This is a genomic window from Malacoplasma penetrans HF-2, from assembly GCF_000011225.1.
Lineage (GTDB): Bacteria > Bacillota_I > Bacilli_A > Mycoplasmatales > Mycoplasmoidaceae > Malacoplasma > Malacoplasma penetrans.
The window spans coordinates 379414-405665 of record NC_004432.1 but is presented as its reverse complement, the minus strand read 5'-3'; the positions used below and the strand labels follow the sequence as shown (position 1 = coordinate 405665).

Sequence of the window (26252 nt, the reverse complement as noted above, 5' to 3'; positions counted from 1 at the left end):
AAAAAATGTTAACTTAGTTGTTAACATTTTTAAATAGTCTATTATTTAGAATCACCATAGAAAGAGCTATAATAATTATTCATTATTCTAATTACATTTTTTCTATACTTAAGTAATTCTTCACTTTCTTTTTCAAAAAAAGTTCATTGACAAGCAAAACAAGTTGCAGCAAAAATCATATCTTTAAGAACACTGAAATCCAATTTCTTAAAATATTTTTTAAATACTTTTTCTAATTGATCTAGGGGAAATTCTAATTCTCTTACTATATTTGCTAAATCTCAATATTGATTATTTAAAGTGCATCATTCAAAATCTATCAAATATACTTTATTTTTATTAATCAAAATATTTGAAGGTCTAATATCATTATGACTTAGCACTAAATCTAAATTTTTATATTTTTCTATTATCTCTTTATATTTATTAACATAAATATTTTCAATTTTAGCAATGTTAATAAATTGGTAAAAATCCCTAACTTTAATCTCTTGAATTTTATCTAATTTAATAGACTGAATTTTTTTAATCTGTTTAACAATTCTAGAAAACACTTCAAAATTTGAACAATCATCAAAAGTAGATGTACTACCATCAATTCAAATCTTGATAGCATTACCAGTATCAAAATCATAGTATTTATATTTTTTAATTAATTTTGAAGCTTTTAAAAAACTATATTCATTAGTTCTATTTATTTTTAAACTACCAATTCTCACAAAATACTTTTTATTATCTGCAAGAGTAAAACAATAGCAATGATTAGTAAAACCACCACTTAGTGTTTCAATGTTTTTAATGTCATTAATTGAGTACTTAGATATTTTAGATGAAAATAAATCAATTGCTTTTTGTTCAAATTCTGTTTTCATATAAGTAGATTCTAGCATTAATAAAATAATATATTAGTAATCCACAAAAATAAAAAAATCTCTTATTTTTTACCAAAATAAGAGATTTAGTTATAAATGGCGCGCCTGAAGAGATTCGAACTCCTGACCCTGCGCTTAGAAGGCGCATGCTCTATCCACTGAGCTACAGGCGCATTACAAGTAACTATATTATTATATTATTAATTTTTTATATCTTTATAAAAAATTTAACTTTTTAATCAAAATATGTTATTTTTATTTTTTCTGAATTGAAAAAACCAAACATACATTTATATATTAATATAGAACTCATCTAAATTTAAAATATTTTTTGCATTTTTATATTTAAATATTAGAAATTAAAAAAATGTTAATTTGTAGTTTACAATATCCACTCAATTTCATGGTTATAAAATTGAATAAAGAATATATTTAGTTGTAATCTTTATTAATACAACATCTAAGCATTATAATGTAATTAATAATTCATAGGGATTTATTATATGCAAATATCTAGTCGTTTTACAATTGCTATTCATATCTTTGTTTGTATCAAAACATTTGAAGAGGATCATAAGATAACAAGTGAGTTTTTAGCTTCTAGCACAAATGTAAACCCTGTTATTATAAGAAAAATATTATTACAACTAAAATCATCAGGACTTATAGAGGTCCAAAGAGGATCAGGGGGTTCTTCTATTGCTAAACCACTTGATCAAATATCTTTTTTAGATATTTATAAAGCTGTTGAATGTATTGAAAAGGGTAAACTATTCCACTTTCATGAAAATCCTAATCAAGAGTGCCCAGTAGGGAAAAATATTCATAACATACTAGATGATAAATTAGAACAAGTGCAAAAAGCCTTAGAAGATGAATTAAAAAAAATAACTTTAGATCAAGTTATTAATGATTTAAAAAAGTTTATAAAGTAAAGATAAATAAAAGCATGTGATGAATTAAATATCTAACATGCTTTTTTTTAATATTTTTTTGTTGTAACTGTTGACATTACATCCAATGAGTGTTAATCTTGTATTGTAATAATCATTATTACATCTAAAAATAAGGAGATTTTAAAAAAATGAAAATTGCTGGAATTGGTTCAAATGGTAGATCAGGTCAACTTATTGTTAAAGAAGCAGTACAAAGAGGACTTGATGTTACAGGTGTTGCAAGAAAAGAAAACAAAAGTATTGCCCCTAAATTTATTCAAAAAGATTTATTTGATTTAACAAAAGAAGATTTTAAAGGTTTTGATGTAGTGATTGATGCTTTTGCTGCATGAACAGAAGATACATTAGAACTTCACACTAAATCTTTAATGAAATTAGCAGATTTATTAAGCAACACTAAAACACGTCTTATAGTAGTAGGTGGTGCTGGTAGCTTATATGTAAATCCAGAACATACTCTTACTTTATTAGAAACACCAGATTTCCCAGATATTTTTAAACCAGTTGCTATTGCAACAGGAAACTCATTGGAAGCTTTAAGAAAAAGAAATGATGTAAGATGAACTTATATAAGTCCACCAGCTGATTTTCAAGCAGAAGGTGCTAGAACTGGAGAATATATTTTAGCTGGAGAAGAATTTACTTTAAACAGTAAAGGTGTAAGTGCTATGAGTTATGCTGATTTTGCAATTGCTACAATTGATGAAGCAGTTAAAGGAAATAACATACAAAAAAGAATTAGTGTTCTTGGTAAATAAAATTTGAACAAAACATTAAAAGATATCTTTAATAAGATATCTTTTTTCTTTTTACAAAATAAAAAAAGTCTGTATTTCTACAGACCCCGCTATGCACACAGCTATACTTTGTATACGACTCCGACTAAATAAAATAATTAATTTAAAATAATAGTTACTAGTAAACATACCATTTTAAACAGCAGTCAATGCCCCAAAATTTGAAGCATCAAACGGTAAAGAGTCAATTTGCATGTATTAAGATAATCAAATAAATTTGAAAGGAAAAATGCTTCAACTATGAAATGTTGTTAAATCAATCTCTTTATGTTTAAATAATAAAAGTCATATACAATATGATTTTATTAGAATAAAAACCCAAAAACAATATAAGCAAATTTTACTATAACAACAGAGTGCATAGAAAATTGCTAAATAAATTTTATAGTTTTAATTCCTAAAAATAATTTAAAAATTAATTGTTATATAATACTTAAATATAAAAACATCAGGTGACTTAATATCATCCATCTGATGTTTTTTTAATTTAATAATTCTAAGCAGGAGTTTTCTTTCTTATATTGAAAATTCCTCTTTTTTTATCAAGAATAACTTTTTCATATACAAAGTTTCTATTTGATTTGTAGAACTGAACATATTTAGGATCATGTTCAGTAGGACTATGATAACCACGATTTGCAGTAACTTCATTTTTGAAGAATGAAAGAGTTTTAGGTTGTTCAATAACTTCAGATTCTTGTTCGCCAAAAATATCATTCATAACAATTTCAGGATCTTCAGAAATTCTTTTATTTAAGTCTATGAATTGTTCTTCGCCATCACTTGTTATTTCATCTGTATACATTCCAGCTTTATCTTCATATCATTCTTGTGCAGTTTCATAGATTGAAGTTAAACTAGATGCTTGCTTCATTTCTGAGAAGTTTACATCAATAAAGTTTCTGAATAAAGGTTGAATCTTTGATACATAGAATGGTGAAAGTGTTGCATCTTCATCACTTATTCTTAATCTCTTTTCAATTGATTCTTCTCTTTCAAAGTAAGCTACAACATCTTTTCAAGTATCTCTTATTTCTAAGTCAAAATCAGTTAAGATATCTACACCATCAATATCATCAACATCTGGAGCTTTATTTTGATCTCTTTGAATAGCTTGTTTTCTTTTTTCTTGTTCATATTGAAAAATAGTCATTTTATCTTTCAACACTTTTCCAATTAAGTTATCAGTTTTTAAAATTGGAATATCTTGTTTGTATTCTTTAATTGATACTTCTTTGAAATCTGCTTCCGTAAGTTTTAATTCATTAAAAGTATCTCTTAGAGTTAAAGACATTTCACTTAATTCATTTTCATCAAGATTGTCTAGATCAAAATCATTTTTCTTAGTGTTCAAATATGTTGGAATAACTCTTTTTAAATTTTCATCAAATAAATCAGCTTCACCAATAATTGAATCTTGTTGTAATCTATCTACATCATTAAAAGATAACGAATAATCAACAACACATCTTTTTTCACCTTCTGGTTTTCTTAAAACTATCAGTTTTTGATACTCAGTTAAATCATCTGGTGTAGTTTCATTAGGAACTAAAATATAATCACGTTGTAATCATTCATCTCTTTCAATAAATTGATCATCATTCTTCTTTTTACCAAATCATTTTTTAAACATAATAAAGCCTTCTTATATATAAATATGAAAACACTATTTTAATTCTACCATTTTTAAAAACAGTAAAAAAGTGATAAACTTAAAATTTTATCACTAAGTTATATGAAATTAACAAAAATTTATTGTTATTTTCTAACCAAAAATTTAGTTTATCACTTAATTTCTACTTGTTAATCCATTTGGAAATAATCTAGTTTTGAAGTTACTATCCTTACCATATAGTTTAACCAACCCATCAAAATAAGAATTTTTTTGAAGAGGATAACCTCCTCTTATTAAATCATATTGAGGTAAGTTATGGTTGCCATAATATCCTTTATAATCATATCCACTACTATAAAAGGCTTGAGAACTTCCAACAGCAGCATTTTTGTCAGAACCAAAATGAATACCTAAAGCATATCCATTGTCATCTACTAATAAGCCACCACTAGACCCACCTTCCATCTGTCCATTAGTTACAGCATATATTAATCCATAAGTACTATAAGCAGTTGATTTCTTGGCACTAATTAAAGGTTGTGTATTATCAACATATTCATAGCTATATCCAAATCAAGGCATTGCAATTAAACCATCAAAGGCACCTGAAAAATTACTGAAAGTATTGTAGTGAACACTTTTAGATAAACCATAACCACCTGCAAAAGCATCTACTGAATTAACATTGGAAGAAATATCTCTATAAGCATTTGTTTCTGTAGAACGGGCTAGAGGATATCCAATTTCATATACGTGTTCAGTTTTTAAACTAGGATTTTTAACAAGATCTTCTTTATGGTATTTAAACTTTAATGACTCATCTCAATCAGCATAGCTATTTGTTGTAGTTTTAGCTGTTTCTACATCTGGAAATGTCAATTCAAATACAGCAAAATCTGCATATTCTTCTTTGTTTGAATAAGAGTTAATAGAAGAGTCACTTGGCGATACAGATAAAAAATCATATCCTTGAAAAACAGTTTTAACTGGAGGATTATCATTATAAAAACCTTCATATGTAGGATAAGTGCTTGGGTAATTAGAATCTGGTTTAGGATTAGATAAATTTATTCTTGTTTCTTTTCAATCTGGGTTTGATGAGTTATTTTTGTATGTTTTGTCTTTTTCTGGGTTAGCAAGTTGTCATAATGAAATAGCTGCTGTATTTGTTGTTCTAAATTTATTGTCCCCAGTTGCACTTGGATCTCATGTTCCAAATTTTTCAGGATATAGTTTATCATCCTTTACTTTTAAATCATCTATTACATGGGCATTTGTACCAAAGTATCAAGTCAATGGATAAGAATTGTCACTAGTTAATTTATAGTCTAATATCCATGCTGTTCCAATTGTTTCAGTTCCATTATGAAAACCTACACTATAAACTTGTTTAGCAAGTTGTGCATGTTTATCTGTTTTTAAAACATTTTTTAAACTAAAATTCCCACCTGTTATTTCAGGGCTTTCAGTATAGTTTCTAGATGGTGACCCATCTGCTTTTAAACTAACAGTTCTATTTCCTTTGAAATCACTATAAACTGGATAGTTGAAAAAGTTCTTTTTATTGTGATCAATACTATATTGGTTTACTTCTTCGCTTGTTGTGTTTGTAGCATAAGCATACCCTTTTGGTAAAAGTGAAGAATCTGGTCTATTAGTTCCTTGATTGTTAGAATTATCATTAGGAATATTAGAGCTATTACCATTTTTTTGTTCTAAAGAAAAAATAACACCCACTGTTGCACAAGAAACAGTAACAGCAGATAAAGAAGCAACAGAAAATCACAAAAGATTTCTAGTTAACCTTTTATTTTTCTTTTTAAACTTTTCTAATAAATCTGTCTTCATACCTTTATTTTAAATCTATTTATTTTTTATTAAATAGTCTAATAAATAAACCAAAAAACTTATGCCAAAACTTTAAAGATAGTTTTTAAAAATGTTTAAAAACAAAACTAAATATACATGTCCATGCATTCAGTTAAACTACCAAATTCTTTAATGATATCTTCAAGTTTTGCATCAACAAAAATCTCACCATTTTTTAAAATAATAATTCTTTGAGATAAGTATTGGATTTCATCCATATCGTGACTTACAAGTAATAGTGTTATTTTATTTTCTTTAGCAAATTCTTTAATAAAAGATTTAATATTACTTTTTATAGTGACATCAAGTCCAGTGGATAATTCATCTAAAATCAGAAAACTTGGTTTATGTAAAATTGATAGTAAGCAATTTAATCTTTGGGACTGGCCACCAGATAATGAATTAGCTTTTTTATTATAGAATTCATCAATACCAAATATTTTTATTAGTGCATTTAATTCATCTTTGTTTAAATCACTTTTAAAAATATCAAGAATAAAACTAATAATGTCTTTAACTGATAGTCCTTTAGGATAACTTGAATCTTGAAATTGGATTCCTATTTTTTCTTGAAAACTATTTTTATATTCATATAAGTAATTAATTTCACCTTCATCAGCTTTTGTAATCCCAGCAAGAATTTCAACCAATGTTGTTTTACCAGCTCCATTACCACCTAAGATTGCAGTATGTTCATTTTCATAAAGATCTATTGAGATATTTTTTAAAACATGATTTTTGTTTCTGTTAAAAGACTTGTTTAAATTTTTTATTTCTATAATCTTTTTACCATTTGGATTAGGTTTATAAGTAATAAACTTTTTAGCATTATCATTGCTCTTAGTGTGAGACATCTTTTCAAGAAGAACTTTGTCATTAATTTGGTTTAAGTCCACTGATAATGATTTATTTTTATTTTTTCTAAAATTAATCATACTTATACAACTCCATTTATCTTGTACTTCATTTGAAATTCTTAATAGATAAAACAAAGAATCCAATCATTCATACAAAAGGTAATGTTAAAGATAAAACTTTTTCAGTTTTATCTAAAACTAAAACTCTACTATTAACATCAGCAGATGATGTTGCAAAAGGAGTTGTGAAAAAAGAAGAATTAATATCAAATATGTTAGATTTTTCAAATAGTAAAGATAAGTTATTTCCATTCATTCCATAACCCATAAAGTTACCATTTCATGATTCTAAAATTAAATTAGTACTAAATTTGAATGGAGTTAAAACATAACCTACATATCAAAGACCACTAATATTTTTCACTGAAGCCAATGGTAAAACCATAGCACATAAAAATTCAGAAAGAATTATAAAAGAAATACCAATTGCTTGAATAGATATAATTGATTTACAAGTTGAAACCATAAACATTCCAAACAATAACCCAATTATTAATAGTGTGATTTCACCAAAAATAAATCCTGGTCAATTTACAGTCTCTAAAACTGTTTTAAAACTTGGATTTAAAACTGTTGTACCAAAAGCTTGAGAACCAACATCTCAATTTTTAATACCAAAAATTAATAAAGCAAAAAGAATACATCAAATAATTGAAATAAACACCACAACAAAATAATATGCAATACCAATAAAAATAAATAGAGATGGTTTAATAGGTGTTGCTCCAATTCTTTTTAATAATGATGAATTTTTAAATTCAAAAAATAATTGAGGCATTGATGATAAAGTAATTGAAACTGGAGAAATTGCTAATGAGCCCGCAAGAATAGATGTATAACCTAATATCAATCCAAGAATCACTATAAAGATTAATGGAAAAATAAAAGCAAAAAATGGACCAAAGAAATTTTTTCAAAAAGATTGGTTAATAAGTTTTATTAAAGGTAAACTTCCATTAAAGAAATTAATACTTTTTTTGTAATTTGCTTTTAAACAATTTAATGAGTTCAATAAAAAATTATTCATAATAAATATATTTTTAAATTAACAATATATTTATAAATGAATTCAGTGTAAATTAAAATATTTTTTTACCATTTATATAACTATGTAAAACTTTTGTATTTAATATTTCTTTCTCATTTTTTAATCCAAAAATATCTTGATTTAAAATTATGAAATCAGCTAAATAATCTTTTTTTATTTTCCCTCTAGTGTTTTCTTCAAACATAGAATAAGCACCATTTTCTGTATAACATTTAATAGCTTCATAAATATCAAATGATCATTCTTCTCTTTTTGATTTATTTATTTGATTTCCTGTTATTGCATAATAAATATTTAATCAAGGATTAAAACTACAAACTGGAGCATCAGTAGAAAAAGAAACTAAATTATCATTTAATTTATTGATCTCATTAAATTTATATGAGTCTAATGAAAAACTACTATCAAGGTAATCACTTAAAATATTTAAATCACTTTCTAAAAAACATGGTTGAACAGATAACAATATTTTATGATTGATTACTTCTTTCATTAAGCACTTATCAAACAATTGGAAATGAACAATTTTATGTCTATTAGCATTCTTATTGCTTTTATCTTTTAATGCTTCAATACATGTTTTACTTGATTGATCACCAATTGAATGAATTGCTACTTGCTTTTTATAAGCATCAGCAATTTCAAAAACATTCATTAAATCATTCTTACTATAATTTTGAATTCCACAATTATTTGTGTCATTTAAATAGCAAGAAGAAATATGAGCTGTTTTTGAACCAATTGATCCATCATTAAAAATCTTTATATCACTAATTTTATTAAATTCATTGGGTTCATCATTTTTATGGTTTTCAAGAAATACTTTCAATTTTTCTAAATCATAAAAAACTATCTGATGATTTATTCTTAATGTTTTTTCTTGATTTGTTAAGTTGTCATATAGCTTATAAATGTAATCATCACTACCTTCAAAAATATCACAAATTAAAACATTAGTTATTCCATACTTAATCAATTCATCACTTATTTCTTTTAAATTTTTTAAATCTAAATCAAAGTCATTAAATGCAGATAATTTATTTCTGATAATTTGACAAGCAGATTCTCTAAGAATTCCATTAGGCAATAAATCTAATCCCAATTCTATTAATCCACCCACTTTGCTCTCAATATTTTTTTCATATATGTTTAAAAACTTCAAACCACATGTATTTACAAAAGCAGTGTGTAAATCACTTTTAAAGATAAAAATTGGAATATTGTCATTAATTTTGTCTAATTCAAATTTGTTTAATAAAAGACCATATTTTAAATTTTCACAAAAAATAAATTTTGGATTTTCTGAAAATATTTTTTTATTAATAACTTCTTTAATTTCATCAATATTCTTAGATTTGCTTAAATCTATATTATTTTTATTTTTTGCTGCTAATAGCATATGAATATGTGTATCAATTAATCCTGGAATCACCAACTGATTATTTAAATCTATTTTATTTTTATACTTATTAAAATCTATCTGTTGTTCAGAAATAAAAATTTTATTAAAGCAATTGTTTTTGATTTCAAACCCATATCCAAATTTTTTAGAACCTAGATAGATTTTTCCATTATAAAAAAGTGTGATATTTTCCATGTTAATAAAAGTTAGTTAATAGAATTATCATAATTAAATTTTTTGAAAAGAATTTAATTAATTAAATAAGTTTATTTATAAAATAAAGTTAATTATAAAGAAAGAAAAAATTATGGAAAAAATTATTGAATTATCAGTACTAGCTCTTGATCAAAAAGATGAGAATAAATTTAAAGAACAATTAGAATCTTGTTTAAAAAATAATATTAAAGATATCCATTATGACATAATGGATAATAAATTTGTTCCAAACACTTCTTTTAACAATTTAGAGTTCTTAGATTACTTAATAGAAAAAGGTTGTAATGTTAGTGCTCACTTAATGGTAGAAAATGTAGCACATTATGTAGACAAACTAATAACAAAAAAAGTGAAATATATTACATTTCACTGTGAGGCTCAAACAATTGAAGAATCTATTTCAATTATTAATACAATAAAAAAACACAACATAAAAGCAGGGATTGCAATTAAACCAAATTCTTCACTTAAAGAATATGAATCACTAATAAAAATATCAGACAAAATAACAGTTATGAGTGTTGAGCCTGGATTTGGTGGTCAAAAATACATAGAAAATAGTGAGATAAGAATTAGAGAAATAAAAAAACTATCTCATAAAAATTTAATAGTAGAAATTGATGGTGGTATAAATGACCAAACAATTTTACTTTGTAAAGATGATGCAACACACTTTGTTACAGGATCATTTTTATTTAACAATTTAGAAAAATTTGAAGAATTAAAAAAACTATTGGATTAATTCATTTGGATTAATTCATTAAATCATTTTAAGTCTTCTGGTGTCATTTCAGGACTAATACCAGTTGCTATATGTTTGTTGTATCAATTAGTAGCTGTATCTATAATTGGTTGAAAATTATTAATATCTAAATTAATCTTAGCAGTTTCTATTTTTCTATTATTAATATCAAAATCAATTGGTTTAGCATAGTCTTCTTTTTCTAAAAAACCAATTACAAATAAACCTAAATTAACTTGTCTTAAATACATGTATAAACAAAGTTGCAATTGGTATTCTATTGGAATTACCAATTGTTTTTTTTCATTAAATCATGACTCTAATTTTCCATTAGGGGTTTTAACAAGAGGAACATTATTAGCATCCTTTTGCATTGTTAAAACACCATTTACATTTTTATATACAAATGAATCAATTGAAGTAGTCTTAATTTCTAGCATTGGATAATTTTTGTTATATAAAAACTCACCAGATTTATTAACAGGTTCTCCATCTGGAATTCCTCCAAATATTTCATTATCTGCAAAAACATCTCATTTAACTTGGAAAGGATTATATTGTTTGTATGTAATATCAAACTTTTTTTCCACATAATTTCTTAACATTGGTTCAATAGTGTTACCAACATATGACAAAGTATCATCCATTACATCTTGGTAAAGATTTGTCATAATCATTCAAGTTTTTAAAGGACTATTATATTTGTTTTTATTTAGTATTGAAGCTAATCTACTTCCAGTAATTTTTTTAAATTTAGTTAAATTCTTTGTAAAGTAATCTGTTGATAAATGAATACAATTATCTTTTATAAAAAAATCTTTGTTATAAACAGTTTTTAATGGCATTTTATTTTATTCCTAATTCACTTAAATTAATTTAAACATAGAACTATAATTTTTAATTTTTTTATTATCAGAAGAATAAAAAAATAAGCATTTGCATGCTTATTAATTTGAAGTATGAACTGAACCTTTAATTACATACTTTTTATACATTTCTTCAATGCTTAATTTATATTCTTCACTTTTTACTAATTTCTTTTCTTTAAATAAGTTAAAAATAAAATTATTTAACAATTCTTGATTAGAACTAGAAACTAAGTATTCTTTCTTGTTTTCTAAATCTTGAACAATATTTAAATTAGACAGATTTGCTTTCCCAAAATCACCTTCTTCTTTTAAGACAATTCTGTAAGTATCTTTTTTGTCTTCTAGTGCTAATTCTCTTTTCCCACTAAAAGCAATTTTTCCACCATCTAAAATAGTTATTGCATCTGCATAGATATCAAGTTCTGAAAGAATATGAGAAGAGATAAAAATTGATTTACCTTGTAGTTGAAGTTTTTTTAATATATCAAAAAATTCAATTCTAGATTTTGGATCTAGGTTAGCAGTTGGTTCATCCATAATTAACAAGTCAGGATTGTTAGACAAAGCTTGTGCTAAAAGAATTTTTTTCTTTTGCCCACTTGAGAATTTATTTGGAGAAACCTTCTTTAAATTTTCCATATTAAAAGTTTTTAATATATCATCTACAAATTTAACAGCTTCTTCTTTTGTTAACCTATTTAACATAGCCATATCTACTAAATAGTTGTAAGCACTAATTCTTGATGGGAATCTAGCAAGCTCTGGAATATAACCTAATTTAATTTTTGAATATTTACTTTTGTTGTTAACACCACCAATTTTTATTTTTCCATCAAATGATGCATAAGCTCCAACAATTGATTTAATAGTTGTTGTTTTACCAGCCCCATTTGCACCAACAAATGCATGGAATTCACCTCTTCTTACTTGGAATGAAATTTGGTCAATTGCAGGTTTTGCTTTTCTATTGTATTGTTTTGTTAAATTACATACATCTAATAAAACATCAATATCTGCAGGATCGTAAGAATTAATTACATTTGGTGTTGGTCTATAATCAGAAACGGGTTTGTCAGATTTTTTGTCTTCAAAAATATCTGTATCATCATCCTCAAAGAAATCATCCTTATCGTTTTCTCAATATAAATCATCATAACTATCATCAAAAGGGTCATATAGGAATTTTTTAATTCCTTTGATCTCTCTAATCTTTTTACCTTTTAATAATCTGTCATAAGGAATATAAAGATATTTGCTTTTAGGATAGTCTTCTTTAGTTTCTTCTAATTTATATTTTTTATCCTTTGTAGGTTTTTCTTCTGATAATGGAACTTCATCATCTTTGAATGAATCATCTAAGAATATTTCTTTTGGTAATGGTTCAACTTTATTAGCTGACTCATCATATAAAGAAGGACCCTTAAATGGTTCATATAAGAATTTGTTATCATCACTAAATTGCTTAACTTCTTCACCTTTAACCAACTTAATATAAGGAATGTATAGGAATTTACTTTTTAATTTCTTTTCTTTAGTTTCTTTTAGTTTCTTAGGTTTAGCTGGTTTAACTTCTTTAACTTCTGGTTTTTTATCAGCAGCCTTAGCTTTTACTGGTTTTTCTTTAACTGGTTCAACAGGTTTAGAAACTTTGGCAGGTTTAGTTGGTTTTTCAGGTTTCTTTACTTCTTCTTTAAATAATGAAGGACCTTTAAATGGTTCAAACAAATATTTTTCATTATCCTCAGAATCACATTTTGTTTCACCTTTTAATACCTTGTCATAAGGAATGTACATAAAGTTATCTTTTAACTTATCTTCCTTAGTTTTTTTAGGTTTAAAGATAGGTAAAGGTTTTTTATCTTCTTTAGTTTTTTTAGGTTTTAAAACTGGAGAAGGTTTTTTCTCTTTTTTTACCTTTTTATTTTTCTTTTTATTCTTTTTTTCTTTTTCTTCTGGGATCGCTTCAATTGGTTTTTTATCAAATGAATTTAATCATTCTTCATATGCTTTTCTTTGCTTTTCTTGTTGTAATAAAATTCTTTTTGGAATTTGATAATTACTTTCATTTTTTACAACAAGATCATTTACTTTATCTTTATTTACTTTTTTACTCATAATTATGCAAAATCCCTTTTGTAATATAGAACCATAGAAACAATAAATAAGATAACTGCAATTGAAACTCAAACAGGAATAACTATTTCATTTTTCATTACAGAAACTACTGTAGTAACTCTTGCTGTATTCATTCAATCTCTAAGCATTAAGTTAAATGGATTAGCAATACTTAAAGACATAGTGTTTGTAGGACTAGTTGTTCCGTTTGAAATTTGATATTTAAAATCAATTGTGTTTGATAAAACATCATCTTGATCAAATAGATTAATTCCTAATAATCCTAATTCAACTTTTTCTTCTTCACTAACACCTTTAGCAATTGCTGTAAATCACTCAGTTAGTGTAGAAGGTGTTGTAGTAGCTGCATTAACACTAACAGATACACCTTTTCTAAGTAAGTTTAAATAAGCTGAATATTGAATAGTATTAAATTCTTTTAATAACTCTTGAGCTTCAGTTCTATTAAATAAACTTAGAGCAGTTTGACCATTTGTTGAAGTAGTTGTAGAAGAAGTTCTTTCTTTAAAGAACTTAGTTACAAAACTTTCTAAAGTTGTGTTGCTATTTCCAGAAGTACCATTAGTTTCTTTATATTTGTTTCAAGCATCTTCTCAATACTTAACACTAGTAGTGCTATCAGTTGTTTCATTAGTAGAACTGTTTGCAGCATTATAGTCATAAATAGTTTTATTCATTTGAGCAAACTCATTGTATGAATAACTTTTTTTAATTCTATATTTGTGAAGCATAGTATTACTTGTAATTGAAGAAGCTGTTGTTGTATTTAAATACAAGTATTGGTAGGGGTAAGCTGTACCAGCATTAGGTCAACTAACAGTTGGTCTCACAGTAATATGTGACATCCCAGGGTTACTTGAACTAACACTAGTGTTAAATGATGAAAAGTTTAAATCTGCTCCTTGATTTAAAAATGACATTGTTGAAAGTAATGTAGCAGTATCTGCTGGAATTTTGTTTAAGATAAATAAATTTGATAATTGATAACCAAAATCAAATTTAATACTGTTGTTATATCCAGAGTTTCTTACTGCTTGTCTTCATAGACTTGAAGGTTCAACAAAAGGGTTAGTTGAAGTAGTACTAGAATTAGTTGAAGAACTATTATCTATTCCTACTAACCCTTGCTGAATTGAAACAGTGCTTCCATCAGATGAAACACTAACTGCATTAACAGTCTGAAGTGCTTTACTATTGTCAGATAAATTGTTAACAGGTGTAGGCATTACAAAAGCAGTAAGCATTGTAGCCATCATTAAAATAAAAGCTAATCCAACTGAGATTAACATTGAAGTTATCTTCTTTAAATAAATTGAAATAATAGTAACAATTGAACCAAAGATAATTCCATTAACAACAGTTCCTGTAAATGTTCCTAACATTATAGTAGTGCTATCACTATTAGTAGATAAATCATCTAAATATGTAAAAGCTGAAATTCCCATTCCTAAAACAGAAATGATTAAAACATAAATTAAAAATATAGTTAATTTAACAAATACAATTTCTTTTCTTGAAATTGGTTTACTTACAGTTAATAATTCTGTACCATCATCAATTCCGGTCCTAAATATTTCTATTGCTATATAACAAGTTACAACTGCTACTGAGAACATTAGAAACATAGTAGATGTTGATAAGTTATATAAACTAATAGGTGCTTTATCAGCAACTCTAGGAACAATAATTGAATAACATGCAATTATAAACAAGTAAACAAATATGCCAATATAAACAGAAATTTTTGAAGCCATTAACTTGAATGAGAAACAAAAAAATTTCTTATTGAATATTGAAAAATCTTTTTTAACTTTAACATCATTTTTAGAATTGATGTTAAGTTCTTGATTTCTTCCATCCATTATTTTTTCTCCTTTATTATTGTTTCTAACTAATAAATATTAACAAGTTTTTTATTTTATAAACCATTTTTTTATTCAACCTATAACCAATAAGGGAAACTAACAAATAGTAATTAAATAAAAGAAATAGAAAAAATACTTTAAATAAAGTAGTAAAATATTTCAATATTTAAGATTTATATAAATTAAATAATTTGAAAACTTATGAAACTAAACAAGAAAAATTGAAAACCAAGTAGCTCAAATAAATACTTAATTATAGGTTATGGTAAATTTGGAAAAGGCTTTGCCCAAAGACTATTAAAAGAGGGTGTTAAAGAGTCAAAAATTTATATAGTTGATAAAAATCAAGAAATGCTAACAGAAACTCAAAATCAATTCACTAATGTAATGTCTTTAACCATCAGTGATTTTGACTCATTAAATGCATTTGATGTTAATGAAATAAAAATTGTAGTTATAGCAATGTCTGACCTTGAAGAATCATTAATGATTGCCGCAAATTGTGTTAAATATCCTGATAAAAAATATTTTGCAAAAGCAAAAAATGAAATCCACTCTAAACTACTTAAAACTTTAGGAGTAGATGATGTGGTAATTCCTGAAGAAGAAATAGGGTCAAAACTAGCTTATAAATCTTTATTTACAAGTAATATTGAAATTAAAAATGTAGATGATGATTACAATATTATCCATGTAAAAATTAAACCTAATTTTAATTTTGAAAATAAAACATTAGCTGATTTAAACATAAGATCAAAAATTGAATGTAATATCTTTGGTATCAAAAGAGATGGTGTATTTTTTGTACCATCTGGAAATGATGTAATAAAAGTAAATGATATCTTAAGTATTGTTTATAAAAAAGATCTGTCTAAACAAATCATTGATTTCTTTGGTGGTTTATAAAATGAAAAAAAATTCCATTGTAGTAAATACTATAATGGAATTTTTAATTCTAATTTTTAGTAACCATTGTAATAAAAAATTTCAGATGGTTTTCTATAAAAGTTTGGTTCCTTAGTTATGTTTTTATTAATTTGTTTTTGAACCTTTAAATTATCTGCATTTCTTTTTGAATCTAAAAATTCTTTAATATCTTGTTTGAAGAATTTTTTAGTTTTATAAATTATAAATTCTCAAAATTTAAAATCTCTATGTTTTGAAAATACTAAGTGATTACATACAAGTAATATAATCCCAAATAAAGCAAATAATACAGACATAACAATAGAAGTTGCAAATTGATAATCTGAATATCTAAATGGTTCCATACAAGAACGTAATAACCCATAACAAATAAAGTATGCTATTGCTAAATCACCAGCTTTTCTTTTTTTAATGAATTCTCCACCAATGTAAATTGCTAAGAAGAATCAGAAATTGATAAATGATTCATATAAGAAGAATGGGTGGTGAAGGTTTCCAGTTGTAGTTATAAACATATTGTTATAAACACCAGGCATCAATGTTTTCAATCATGCTAATTCTGCTTCTGTTGCAATTGGTCCATAAACTTCTTGATTAAAGAAATTTCCTCATCTTCCAATTATTTGTCCCACTAAAATACAAGGAACAATAGCATCTGCATAAACTCACATTGAAACTTGTTTTACATAATACTCATTACCAATTTTAGTTTTGACATTATATTGAGGTTTTTTTAATACTAATGGGAAATAAATTAAAGCTGCAATCACTGTTAATAATACTCCACCTTCAATTGCAAGCCCACCTTCTCTAAAATTAAAAAAAGCTGCAAAGAAGTTTTGAGTGGCTAATGATTTAGATGCATCCCCAATAATGAAACTTCAAATTCTAGCACCCAATAGAGAAACAGGAATTCCAATAAACACAAATCAATAAAAAGGGTTACATGAAATTTTGTATCATTTTTCTAATTTAACACAAGCTAATATAATAGCTAAAACAAAACCAACAGTGATAAAAATCCCATATCATTTTATTTCTAAAGAGCCTATTGTAAAAGCTGTACTAATATCTTGCATAGTTGTAGTAAAGTTATTCATCGTCATCTTCCATTGATTTTTCTTCCATTTCCTTAAATGAGTTATATCCAGACAACATTAGTTTTAGTTGTGCCACTATAACTTCAATCATGTCACTTGTTTTTTTACCAGGTGTGATAGGAATTAGATAATAAGGTATTTTAACACCTAAAATCTCTTTATACTGTAAATCTTTTCCTAATCTTTCAAAAGTGTGAACTTTTGGATCGAATTCTACAAGTTCAATAATCACATTAATTTGAGTAGATTCTTTAACTTTTTCAATCCCAAAAACTCTAGAAGCATTAATTATCCCTAATCCCCTAACTTCTAAAAAACCAAAGAATCTTTTTGGAGCACGTCCAATTATTTTATTGAAAACATTACTACACACAATTGCATCATCTGCTATAAACATATGTCCATGCTTAATTAATTCAATTGATGTCTCAGATTTTCCCAATCCTGATTTGCCCATTAACAATACACCTAATCCAAATAACTCAATTAAGTTTCCATGTAGGTATTCTTTTTTAGAAAGTTTTTCAGTTAAAAAAGTATTAATATAATTTGTTAAATCAGCAGAAGATTCTTTAGTAGATAAAATACTAATATCATATTTTTTAGCAAGTTCTAAAATGATTCCTTTTGCAGGAAAAGATCTAGATAAAACTACAAGAGGAGGGGTTAACTGAAAAATTTTTTCAATTTTTTCTTTAACTAACTTTTCATCAAATTGTTTTAAATAAAGGTATTCATCATTACCTCAAAGAACAACAGCTTTTAAATCTTTATGTACAAAGAAATCTGCAAACTCTAATCCAGTTCTTGTAACTCTATTACTTATGATTTCTTTTTCTCTTCCAACACTTTCTAATTTGTAATTACTAAAATTTTTGTGTACATCTTTTCAATTCATTTTTTACCAACTTTCCAATCTTAAACAAAAAACAAGCAGACAATTGGAAAAACTAAACAAACAACTTTACCAATACCATTTGTGTCTCCACCAATTGCATAAGGAATTACATTTAAACACAGTAGTAAACCAATAATAGCAACTGCAAATAAAATAAAAACTAATGAGTACATTAAAATTAATCTTTTATTTCTTTCAGAATCAGAATAATTTGCAATTATTTTTTTAGTTCTAGAATATAGCGGTCAAGAATCAAATGTTTTAATAGCATTTATAATTTCAGAAAAACTTTTTCTTTTTTTAGGTTCTTTAACCTTTGCATTTGCTTTTGTTTTTTCAATTTCTTCTTTTTCTTTTTGTTCAATTTCTTCAATAGCTTTTAATTTAGAATCTAATAAATAAAATTGTTCTTGTTCTAAAAGCATTTGTAAGTCTTTTATTTGAGATTGAATTAGTTTTTTCTTTTTAAATAAAAAGATATTTTTTGATCTTTTTTCTAACTGAGAAATTAAATTTTGTGTTTTTGTTTTAACCACTTCAATATCTTCTTCAGTTAAAACAAATTGGTTCTTTTTTTCAACTTTAGCTTGAACATTTTTGTTAGAATCATTTTTTCTTTGACTTCTACTTTTTTTACTATTATTTTTTGCCATATTAATAAAATTTCCAATTTTAGGTTTAATAAATCTTTAATAATTTTAACCTAATTAGTAAAACCATTTTAAATTAAGTGATATTAAATATTGCAATGCTTAACACATTTGGTGAAATTCAAACACTATTACAAAAAAACAATTTATTATCTTTTTTATTTTTAAACTTAAAAATTAATAATATTATGAAACTATAAAAGAAAATTATTAATAAGAATTCAAATGACAAAAAATAATAAATTAATAATCAAAACTAAATATTTATCAATGTATAAAACTGAAAAAGGTTTTTATTATTGCCAAAGGGCTTCAATAAATAGTGTTGCTTTATTATGTTATAAAAAAGAAAATAATGAATATTTGTTTTTGATAAGATATCAACCACTTCCTGAAATTGAAGAAAAAGAAAGATGAGATCAATTATATCCATGCCCAATAACTGGTTCAATTGATGAAAATGAAATACCTATTGAAACTGTAATTAGGGAATGTTGAGAAGAAGCAGGGATCAAAATTAATAAAGATCTAGTTTATGAAATTAATCCATCTATTGCCACTACTCAAATGAATGAAAAAATATTTTTCTATTTATGTGATGTAACAGGTTTAAAAGAATCTATACCAGAAAATGATGGAAGTATATTTGAATCGGTTAGTAAAAATTTATGAGTAACAGAAAAAGAACTTTTAAATCTAATTGACAATCAAATTTGTATGCAAGGACTATCAATTTGTTACTTTCATTTTTTAAAAATCAAAAATAAATTAGTTTTTTCTTCAGTGAAAAAAGACTAAATAAAAAATTAAGAATAATAAATTTTGAAGTTAATTTACTTGTAAAGTGTAAAGTCATTTATTTAAAAAGATTTATTATTTTAAATTTTTGAATTTTTTAAAAATTTGGATTAAATTCTCTTTATCTTCTGTTGTTAAAACAGAAAAAATATCATTAACATTTTCAACATGCTCAACTAATAATTCATCAATAAGTTTTCTACCTTTTGATGTTAATGAAATTAAAAATGATCTTTTGTCATCAGGGTTTACTTCTTTTTTGATTAAATCATTTTTTTCCATATTAGCTAAAACACAAGTAATGTTTCCAGAAGTTGTAAATAGTTTTTCAATTAAATCTTGAACCATCAATTTTCCTTTAGCTCTTAATAAATCCAATACCCCAAATTGAGTTATAGTAACATTGTATTTATTAAAAACTTCTTCTTCCTTATTAGAAATCACTTTACCAGCTTTTCTAAAAACAATCATAGTTTTTAATTCAAGACTATATTTTTTTAAAAGTTCTTCAATATTTTTCATACAAAAATTATAGGTTATTTCAGATATTAATAAATTGTTTTTATAAGAAAAAATACCCTTCAAACCAATGAAGGATATTAATCTATATTAGTTATTTTTTAAAAAATCTACAAATCCATTTGCTTGAACTTCTAAAGATTTCAAATCATTTGCGCTTAATTCTAATACATTAGTCATTCAAGAGTTGTTAGGAACACCAACTCCAGTTTGATTATCTTTATAAACTTTCATACCAATGAATTCAAATAAATTAACTAATGCATTTCTAGCATTGATAGTTGCAGGTTGTCCACCAGCTCCACTTAAAGTAATTTTTACACCATTACTTATAGCTGTTTCTCTTTGCATTGGTGTTAATGGTCTAGATATTCAATCAAATAAATTTTTCACAACAGGAGGAATTGAAAAATTGTATTCAGGTGTAAATAATCACACACCATCAGCAGATTTAATTTTATTTCTAACATCAACCACAGAATTAGGTGCAGGGAATTCTATATCTTGGTTAACGAAAGGTAAGTCACCATATTGTAAGTATTCAACTTCCACACCTTTTGACACTAAAAGTTTTTCAGCACTAGCTGCTAATTGTTTGTTGAAAGATTCTTTTCTTAAACTTCCAATCACAAATAATATTTTCATTTTATATACCTCTATAAACAGAATGAAATAATATTATCACTAATTAGTGATAATTTATATATTATTTTATTTTTATTTAATAAATAGTTATTTGTTAGGGTTAAAAAAGATATTGATTGAATACTTATAAATGAAATGCTGCTTAAAATTATTTCATCCATAAATAAATAAAAATGTATTGAATTTAAAAATAAAAAACAATATGTAATTTATTTTAGTAATTACATATTGTTTGTTGGCATTACATTAAAGCTTTACCTTCTTTGTAATATATGGTGGAGATGACGGGAGTCGAACCCGTTTCCACAAATAGCAATGCGACAAAATCTACAGCTTAGTTCTAACTTTAATATGTCCTTTTAAATAGAGGCAAAGAACAACCCATAAATAAAAGTAATCCTAACGAACTTCACTAATTGTTATAGGAATTAAATTAGCTATCTAGTTATTAAACATTCATACCTACCTAGAAAAAGATATGAACTTATTACCAAATGTAATTAAGCGTATAAAGCTAAATTAGCGTTTTGGCTTAAAGCGTTGATTTCAAAGTCGTTTAATTCTACTTCAACAGCTTCGTTTTTATTGTTCTTAGCATTTATTAGCCTCGACAGCTGTAAAGGGCTTACCCTGCTGCATTTGAAGATCAACCATTCATGTCGAAACCGTGACATCCCCAAATAATTTCCAGCACATTTTAATAAAATGTGCTTATTTAATTATATATAAAAAACCCCTCTTTAGAGTATTTCACTAAAAGGGAGTTTAATAGTTTTATAAAAAATTCAAATATGATTAGATTAATTTGAAATTAATCTTCATCATGGTCATCATCATATTCAGATTTTTTAAGTTTTTTACCAACAATATTTTCTATGTTAATTAAATTAACATTAGGTGAATGAACATATGTTCAAACATCACTAATTTCTTCTAAATCTTCAATTGAGTCTTTAACAAATCATTGCATTCTTTCAAAAGTTTCAAAATCTTTTGCAAGTAAAGAAATTTCAGTTACATTCTTAACACTTTCTCTAACTTTTGATTCCATTTTTAATGCTGCATCTAAAACTTCTTGAATTGTTTCAAAACTTACTAATTCTGGAACTGAAATTTGATTAATTTTTAAAATGCTATCAACTTTCATCATATATTTTACTAATCTTGACATGTGAGCTGATTGTTTATCAGATCCCATTTTTACAAAAAAAGCCGCAACATTATCATATCCTAATGCTTTAGAAACAGTTGCTAAATGGAAATATAAATTTGCTGCACATAACTCAACATTATAATGTTTAGACACTAAGTCCATTATTCTTTCATCTTTATTAAATACACTATCACTCATAGTTTTCTCCTTGGTTTTAATTATTATAAAAAGTTTACTCCTTTTATACTCAAAAAATAATCAATCTTACAAATTAATGTTTAATTTATTGAACAAGACAAATTAAAAAGGTAATTAGTAATAATTATTTACCTAATATAGTGCTTTTACTCTATTTGTGTAGCACAAAACAATAAAACAAATATGTTATTTATAAAACTTTAATATAGTTTATATTAGCAAGTGAATCTTACCTACAACTTTATGTTAAATTTATTTTTACTCAATATTTTGAAGATACTTTTATATACTTTAAAGTATTGGTTTAAAAAATATAATTATGAAAAAATCTGAATATTTAAGCAAATATAACTATATTGACTATTACACAAAACCAAAAGGTTTGTGGTTTTTTAGTATAAATGAAATTGAAGAAAAACTAGAATGAGAAATAAATTTATATTTATCAAAGAAAAAGAATAAGAATTTTAATATTAATGATGAAAATAGTTATGATGAATTAGAAGATAGTGATGAGTTAGAAATTGATAGTTATGAACTATACAAACAATTTAAGGAAAACAATCCAACATCTGCTGAACAAAACAAAAACATCTACATGGTTCAAGGAAACATCATTGATAAAGCTTCTAGAAACTATTTATGTGAAAAATATAAACACATTCAAACAGTTGTAGATATAGAGCAAGAATTGAAATTTAAAAAGAATAAAGAACAAGCTGATAAGACTCAAGAATTATTAGAACAGCATGAATCTATTATTATTTTTCAGCCAGTATTTATTTATAAAAATATGATTACAAAATCAGATGCTGTTGTAAAAGAAAATAATAAATTAACAGTTATAGAAACAAAAGGAACAACATCTGCAAAATTTGTTCACTACTTAGATTTATATTTTCAGATGCATGTAATAGAAAACCAAGATTATTTGTTAAAGCAAAATTTATTATTTGATTATGAATTATGTTTAATAGAGTATAAGTTTTTAAATAAGAATGAAGTAAGTTTAGAAACTACTCCATATATAAATTTATCTAAAACAGTAACAGTCTCACCAAGGATAAAAGAAAATAGAAGAAAAGAAGAGATTGTTCTTATTTCAAACCAAATTAAGAAAGGTATTCCATATGATGAAGATATAGAACCTTTAAAAATAAAAGATTTAATGTATGAAAATTACAATGATATTGAGTCAAATACAGAGTGTCCAAAATATCCTGCAACAAGAAAAAAATATGCAAAATCATATGAATTAATAAAAAAAATAAACAGTGAGTTTGTTGAAGCAATATCTAAACTTCAATCTCATAAAGATTCTTTAAATGAAGAGAGTTTTCCTACTTTTGCACCTTCAGTAAATGATAAAAGCCCAATAAAAAATTGTGATTATTTCCCAACAGAAAAAAAATTATATTCACTGATGGGATATAACCTTTATAACTATTCAGGAAAAGTTGCAGATCAAACAATAGAAGCAATAGAGAAAATAAAAAAGAAAGATGACATAAAAAACTTTTTAAAGCAACCATCAAAAAATCCTGAATTTTACCTAAACTTATTTAACACAAAAAAAGCAGGACTTATTAACAATGAATTTTGTAATATCAAAATAAATGAATTAAAAGAAAATAAAGTTTACTTTGACTTTGAAACTATAAGCTCACCTATTAGAGTGATTGATAACTCTTTACCTTTTATGCAAATTGTTACTCAATGTTCAATAATAAAATCTACTACTAACAGTAAAATAGAAAATCTAACTTGTGATAACCTTATCATTGACCCCAAAAATATTAACATTGATTGGTTTAAACAAATTATAGATTCAATATACTTTGGACCAGAGCCTATTAAAGATGGTTTATCAGTTAGAATTAGCTCTCCTCACAGCACTTCATACATTGTTTACAATAAATCATTTGAGTGTTCTAGATTAAAAGAAATGGCTAAATTTATTAATGAAAAAGAATATACATTTAAAGTAGAACAAATTAACAAAAATATTTATGATTTAGCAGATTTTTTTATTTTATCCTCAGGCACTGATAAAGTTGGTTATTACATCTTTTTCAAAGAATTATATGGATTTTACTCAATCAAAAAAGTGTTACCCTTAGTTGGTAAATATAATCAAAAAATATATGAACAAGCTAAATGTTTAGATTACAACACTTTAAAAATAGGCAATGGTCAAGTCTGCCAAGAAGAAACAACTAAAAGGTTTTTTGATTTAGTAAGTGATTCAGAGTGAAAAAAATTAGAAAATGAAATGAAAACTTATTGTGAAAATGATGTAAGATCAATGATTGCAATTGAACTATTTATTAAAGATTTATTAAACAAATATGAAGATGTAATTAATGAGTAATAATACTTTAAATTAAAAAATATAATGTCTATTAAATTTAGACATTATATTTTTTTTTATTACAGACTAAAAAAAATATTACTTAGTAGTTTTTGCTTTACTATGCTTTCTTTTATATAAAAAAATAGTCCAGAAAACTATAGCTCATATAATAGCAATGAAAACAAATATCATTCCAGAAATAAAACTTATATTTTCTGGGGTCTTTTTATATTTATAATTTTTTACCACCAATTCATTTGCATATTTAACAGCTTTTCTATAAAGAGTTTCATCTGTATTTTGTAAGGATTGAATTTTTGATTTAAGACTTGATAAGTTTGTTGAAAAAGTAGCACTATTAATATTATTTGATATAGTGTTATTAACTTCATAATTGTAAATAATAGAATTCTCATTGTTCTTATTTTTTAAGAAATCAAAAAAACTTTTTGAACCCTTACTAGTTAAACTTTCTATTGTATCTAATGATAAATATTCAGTATTATTGCTTCCACTATATTTAGTTTTAATAACTTCTTTTAATTCATTACTAATAGTATCTTTTACAGATTTGTCAGCAGAAGAATAAGCATAATAGAAACTATATTCTCTTGATGCTAAATTATAGTTAGTAAATAACTCAAAAGTTGTAGCAACTGTGGCAATACCAAATATACCAATCCCCGCTATAAGAACATTATTTAAAATTGTGTATACTTTATTCATAATTTAAACCTTAGAAATCAAATGAATTTTATTATAAATAGAATTAGTTCTTTTTATATACAAATTACTTGAAAATTGAAGACATCATTTCTTCTGAGTAAGAACACTTAATATAGTTCTTTGTGGTATTTATGTTTTCATGGCCCATCATTAAAGAAATTTGGTAAATACCAATGTTCTTACCAATGCAATGTGTTGCAAATCCTCTTCTAAACATATGGGGAGATAACTTTTTATTAACTTTCTTGCTCAAGTTTCTAACTCTTTTATATAAAGCTTTGTAAGTAATAGGAAAGACTTTGTCTACATTTTCTTTATTTCTTTTCTTAACTAACTGATTCAATATTTTTTCTAAAGAATCACATACATAAATAAATCTTTCTAATCTGTTTTTTCCATAGATTCTTATTCTATTTTTATAAATATCACTGGTTTTAATATTCAATAGTTCAGCTGATCTAATCCCTGTTTCAAACAACAGTCTTATAATTGCTAAACTCATGTTGCTACTTTTGTGATTTTTTATAAAATCTATAATTTTAATGTACTCATCATAAGTTACATAATCTTGAACTCTTTTTTCTTTTTTAGGCAACTCAATTTCTTCTCTTCTTTTATCATCTGTGAATTCATAGTATTTTTTGAAAGAACTTAAGATTATTCTTTTGGAATTGTTGGTAGTATGTTTATATTTTTCCATAGTGATAAAATAGTTTTCATCATTCTCTATTAAAAAATGAGCATATTTACAATATACTTCAATAGTTTTTGGGCTGTATCCTTTAATGTTGATCAGTCATTCTTTAAATTTTTTTAATTTTTCCATAGTATTTTCCTTTATTTTGTAAATAATAGGTATATTTATATGGACAGCAAAAGCAGCAAACTTAAATGGAATCATTATCAAAACTAAAGCTTTTAAAAAGTAAATAAACAAAAAACTAGAACATTATTTAAATAAGTTCTAGTTTTTAAATTAAT

At 25.0% G+C, this 26252-nt stretch carries 23 protein-coding genes, 1 tRNA gene and 1 other RNA gene; 6 read left to right on the top strand and 19 right to left on the bottom strand.

The genetic code is table 4. The annotated features are described in order from the left end of the window. Positions 1–41: 41 nt before the first annotated feature. Together MYPE_RS01625 and MYPE_RS01620 are read right to left on the bottom strand one after the other, a co-directional pair. On the bottom strand, positions 42–872 hold the full coding sequence (locus MYPE_RS01625; RefSeq protein ID WP_160162149.1) for a choline/ethanolamine kinase family protein: 831 nt from the start codon (positions 870–872) through the stop codon (positions 42–44). A gap of 97 nt (positions 873–969) precedes the next feature. Next, positions 970–1045 (bottom strand) — tRNA-Arg (locus MYPE_RS01620). A gap of 330 nt (positions 1046–1375) precedes the next feature. Here MYPE_RS01620 and MYPE_RS01615 point away from each other — a divergent pair. Together MYPE_RS01615 and MYPE_RS01610 are read left to right on the top strand one after the other, a co-directional pair. Next, positions 1376–1807, top strand: coding sequence for an Rrf2 family transcriptional regulator (locus MYPE_RS01615; protein ID WP_011077140.1), 432 nt, complete (start codon positions 1376–1378; stop codon positions 1805–1807). A 149-nt stretch (positions 1808–1956) separates the two neighbouring features. Then, the gene (locus MYPE_RS01610; RefSeq protein ID WP_011077139.1) at positions 1957–2586 is read left to right on the top strand and encodes an SDR family oxidoreductase; all 630 of its coding nucleotides are present in this window, start codon (positions 1957–1959) and stop codon (positions 2584–2586) included. Positions 2587–3121: 535 nt separating this feature from the next. On the opposite strand, the gene MYPE_RS01605 is transcribed toward MYPE_RS01610, so the two are convergent. From MYPE_RS01605 to MYPE_RS01585, 5 genes are all read right to left on the bottom strand, one after another. Beyond that, positions 3122–4258, bottom strand: coding sequence for a hypothetical protein (locus MYPE_RS01605; protein ID WP_011077138.1), 1137 nt, complete (start codon positions 4256–4258; stop codon positions 3122–3124). 156 nt (positions 4259–4414) lie between these two features. Beyond that, positions 4415–6088: an MIP family Ig-specific serine endopeptidase gene (locus MYPE_RS01600; RefSeq protein ID WP_011077137.1), complete on the bottom strand. Its 1674-nt coding sequence runs from the start codon at positions 6086–6088 to the stop codon at positions 4415–4417. A 107-nt stretch (positions 6089–6195) separates the two neighbouring features. Continuing rightward, positions 6196–7044, bottom strand: a complete 849-nt coding sequence (locus tag MYPE_RS01595; protein ID WP_129374501.1) for an ABC transporter ATP-binding protein — start codon at positions 7042–7044, stop codon at positions 6196–6198. Between the two features lie 16 nt (positions 7045–7060). Beyond that, on the bottom strand, positions 7061–8053 hold the full coding sequence (locus tag MYPE_RS01590) for a hypothetical protein (protein ID WP_011077135.1): 993 nt from the start codon (positions 8051–8053) through the stop codon (positions 7061–7063). A gap of 52 nt (positions 8054–8105) precedes the next feature. After that, complete coding sequence (locus MYPE_RS01585; protein WP_011077134.1) at positions 8106–9671, bottom strand: amidohydrolase; 1566 nt, start codon at positions 9669–9671, stop codon at positions 8106–8108. A gap of 112 nt (positions 9672–9783) precedes the next feature. Between MYPE_RS01585 and MYPE_RS01580 the strand changes: the two genes are divergently transcribed. Then, the gene (locus tag MYPE_RS01580; RefSeq protein ID WP_011077133.1) at positions 9784–10434 is read left to right on the top strand and encodes a ribulose-phosphate 3-epimerase; all 651 of its coding nucleotides are present in this window, start codon (positions 9784–9786) and stop codon (positions 10432–10434) included. Here MYPE_RS01580 and MYPE_RS01575 read toward each other — a convergent pair. The 3 genes from MYPE_RS01575 to MYPE_RS01565 all read right to left on the bottom strand — a co-directional run bounded on the left by MYPE_RS01575 (position 10431) and on the right by MYPE_RS01565 (position 15301). Next, positions 10431–11279, bottom strand: a complete 849-nt coding sequence (locus MYPE_RS01575) for an MPN551 family DNA-binding protein (RefSeq protein ID WP_011077132.1) — start codon at positions 11277–11279, stop codon at positions 10431–10433. The two genes, MYPE_RS01580 and MYPE_RS01575, sit on opposite strands and share 4 nt — an antisense overlap. A gap of 102 nt (positions 11280–11381) precedes the next feature. Then, positions 11382–13418, bottom strand: coding sequence for an ABC transporter ATP-binding protein (locus tag MYPE_RS05730; RefSeq protein WP_011077131.1), 2037 nt, complete (start codon positions 13416–13418; stop codon positions 11382–11384). Between the two features lie 2 nt (positions 13419–13420). Beyond that, the gene (locus MYPE_RS01565; RefSeq protein WP_011077130.1) at positions 13421–15301 is read right to left on the bottom strand and encodes an ABC transporter permease; all 1881 of its coding nucleotides are present in this window, start codon (positions 15299–15301) and stop codon (positions 13421–13423) included. A 204-nt stretch (positions 15302–15505) separates the two neighbouring features. On the opposite strand from MYPE_RS01565, the gene MYPE_RS01560 reads away from it, so the two are divergent. Beyond that, positions 15506–16210, top strand: coding sequence for a potassium channel family protein (locus MYPE_RS01560; RefSeq protein ID WP_011077129.1), 705 nt, complete (start codon positions 15506–15508; stop codon positions 16208–16210). 56 nt (positions 16211–16266) lie between these two features. Here the strand turns inward: MYPE_RS01560 and lgt are convergent, their stop codons facing one another. From lgt to MYPE_RS01545, 3 genes are read right to left on the bottom strand one after another with little or no spacing between them, the layout of a single operon-like run. Beyond that, on the bottom strand, positions 16267–17331 hold the full coding sequence (gene lgt, locus MYPE_RS01555; protein ID WP_229502225.1) for a prolipoprotein diacylglyceryl transferase: 1065 nt from the start codon (positions 17329–17331) through the stop codon (positions 16267–16269). After that, positions 17324–18229 carry an HPr(Ser) kinase/phosphatase gene (gene hprK / locus MYPE_RS01550; RefSeq protein WP_011077127.1) on the bottom strand — a complete coding sequence of 302 codons (906 nt, stop codon included), beginning with the start codon at positions 18227–18229 and terminating at the stop codon, positions 17324–17326. Before hprK ends, lgt begins: the two co-directional genes overlap by 8 nt. A 20-nt stretch (positions 18230–18249) precedes the next feature. Further along, positions 18250–18882, bottom strand: a complete 633-nt coding sequence (locus MYPE_RS01545; protein ID WP_011077126.1) for a hypothetical protein — start codon at positions 18880–18882, stop codon at positions 18250–18252. Between the two features lie 222 nt (positions 18883–19104). On the opposite strand from MYPE_RS01545, the gene MYPE_RS01540 reads away from it, so the two are divergent. Continuing rightward, positions 19105–19677, top strand: coding sequence for an NUDIX domain-containing protein (locus tag MYPE_RS01540; RefSeq protein ID WP_011077125.1), 573 nt, complete (start codon positions 19105–19107; stop codon positions 19675–19677). Between the two features lie 75 nt (positions 19678–19752). Here MYPE_RS01540 and MYPE_RS01535 read toward each other — a convergent pair whose 3' ends face one another. From MYPE_RS01535 to MYPE_RS01525, 4 genes are all read right to left on the bottom strand, one after another. Further along, a complete protein-coding gene (locus tag MYPE_RS01535; protein ID WP_044891232.1) occupies positions 19753–20199 on the bottom strand; it encodes a MarR family winged helix-turn-helix transcriptional regulator in 447 nt (148 codons plus the stop codon). A gap of 87 nt (positions 20200–20286) precedes the next feature. Beyond that, positions 20287–20841, bottom strand: a complete 555-nt coding sequence (locus tag MYPE_RS01530) for an NADPH-dependent FMN reductase (protein ID WP_011077123.1) — start codon at positions 20839–20841, stop codon at positions 20287–20289. A 273-nt stretch (positions 20842–21114) separates the two neighbouring features. After that, positions 21115–21519, bottom strand: a transfer-messenger RNA (tmRNA) gene (gene ssrA, locus MYPE_RS05520). 133 nt (positions 21520–21652) lie between these two features. After that, positions 21653–22192 carry a ferritin-like domain-containing protein gene (locus MYPE_RS01525; RefSeq protein ID WP_011077121.1) on the bottom strand — a complete coding sequence of 180 codons (540 nt, stop codon included), beginning with the start codon at positions 22190–22192 and terminating at the stop codon, positions 21653–21655. Positions 22193–22511: 319 nt separating this feature from the next. On the opposite strand from MYPE_RS01525, the gene MYPE_RS05365 reads away from it, so the two are divergent. Further along, on the top strand, positions 22512–24563 hold the full coding sequence (locus MYPE_RS05365; protein ID WP_011077120.1) for a DUF2779 domain-containing protein: 2052 nt from the start codon (positions 22512–22514) through the stop codon (positions 24561–24563). A gap of 78 nt (positions 24564–24641) precedes the next feature. On the opposite strand, the gene MYPE_RS01515 is transcribed toward MYPE_RS05365, so the two are convergent. Both MYPE_RS01515 and MYPE_RS01510 read right to left on the bottom strand, forming a co-directional pair. Continuing rightward, positions 24642–25271, bottom strand: a complete 630-nt coding sequence (locus MYPE_RS01515) for a hypothetical protein (protein ID WP_011077119.1) — start codon at positions 25269–25271, stop codon at positions 24642–24644. 64 nt (positions 25272–25335) lie between these two features. Then, the gene (locus MYPE_RS01510) at positions 25336–26097 is read right to left on the bottom strand and encodes a P35 lipoprotein promoter DNA invertase (RefSeq protein WP_011077118.1); all 762 of its coding nucleotides are present in this window, start codon (positions 26095–26097) and stop codon (positions 25336–25338) included. Between the last annotated feature and the right edge of the window lie 155 nt (positions 26098–26252).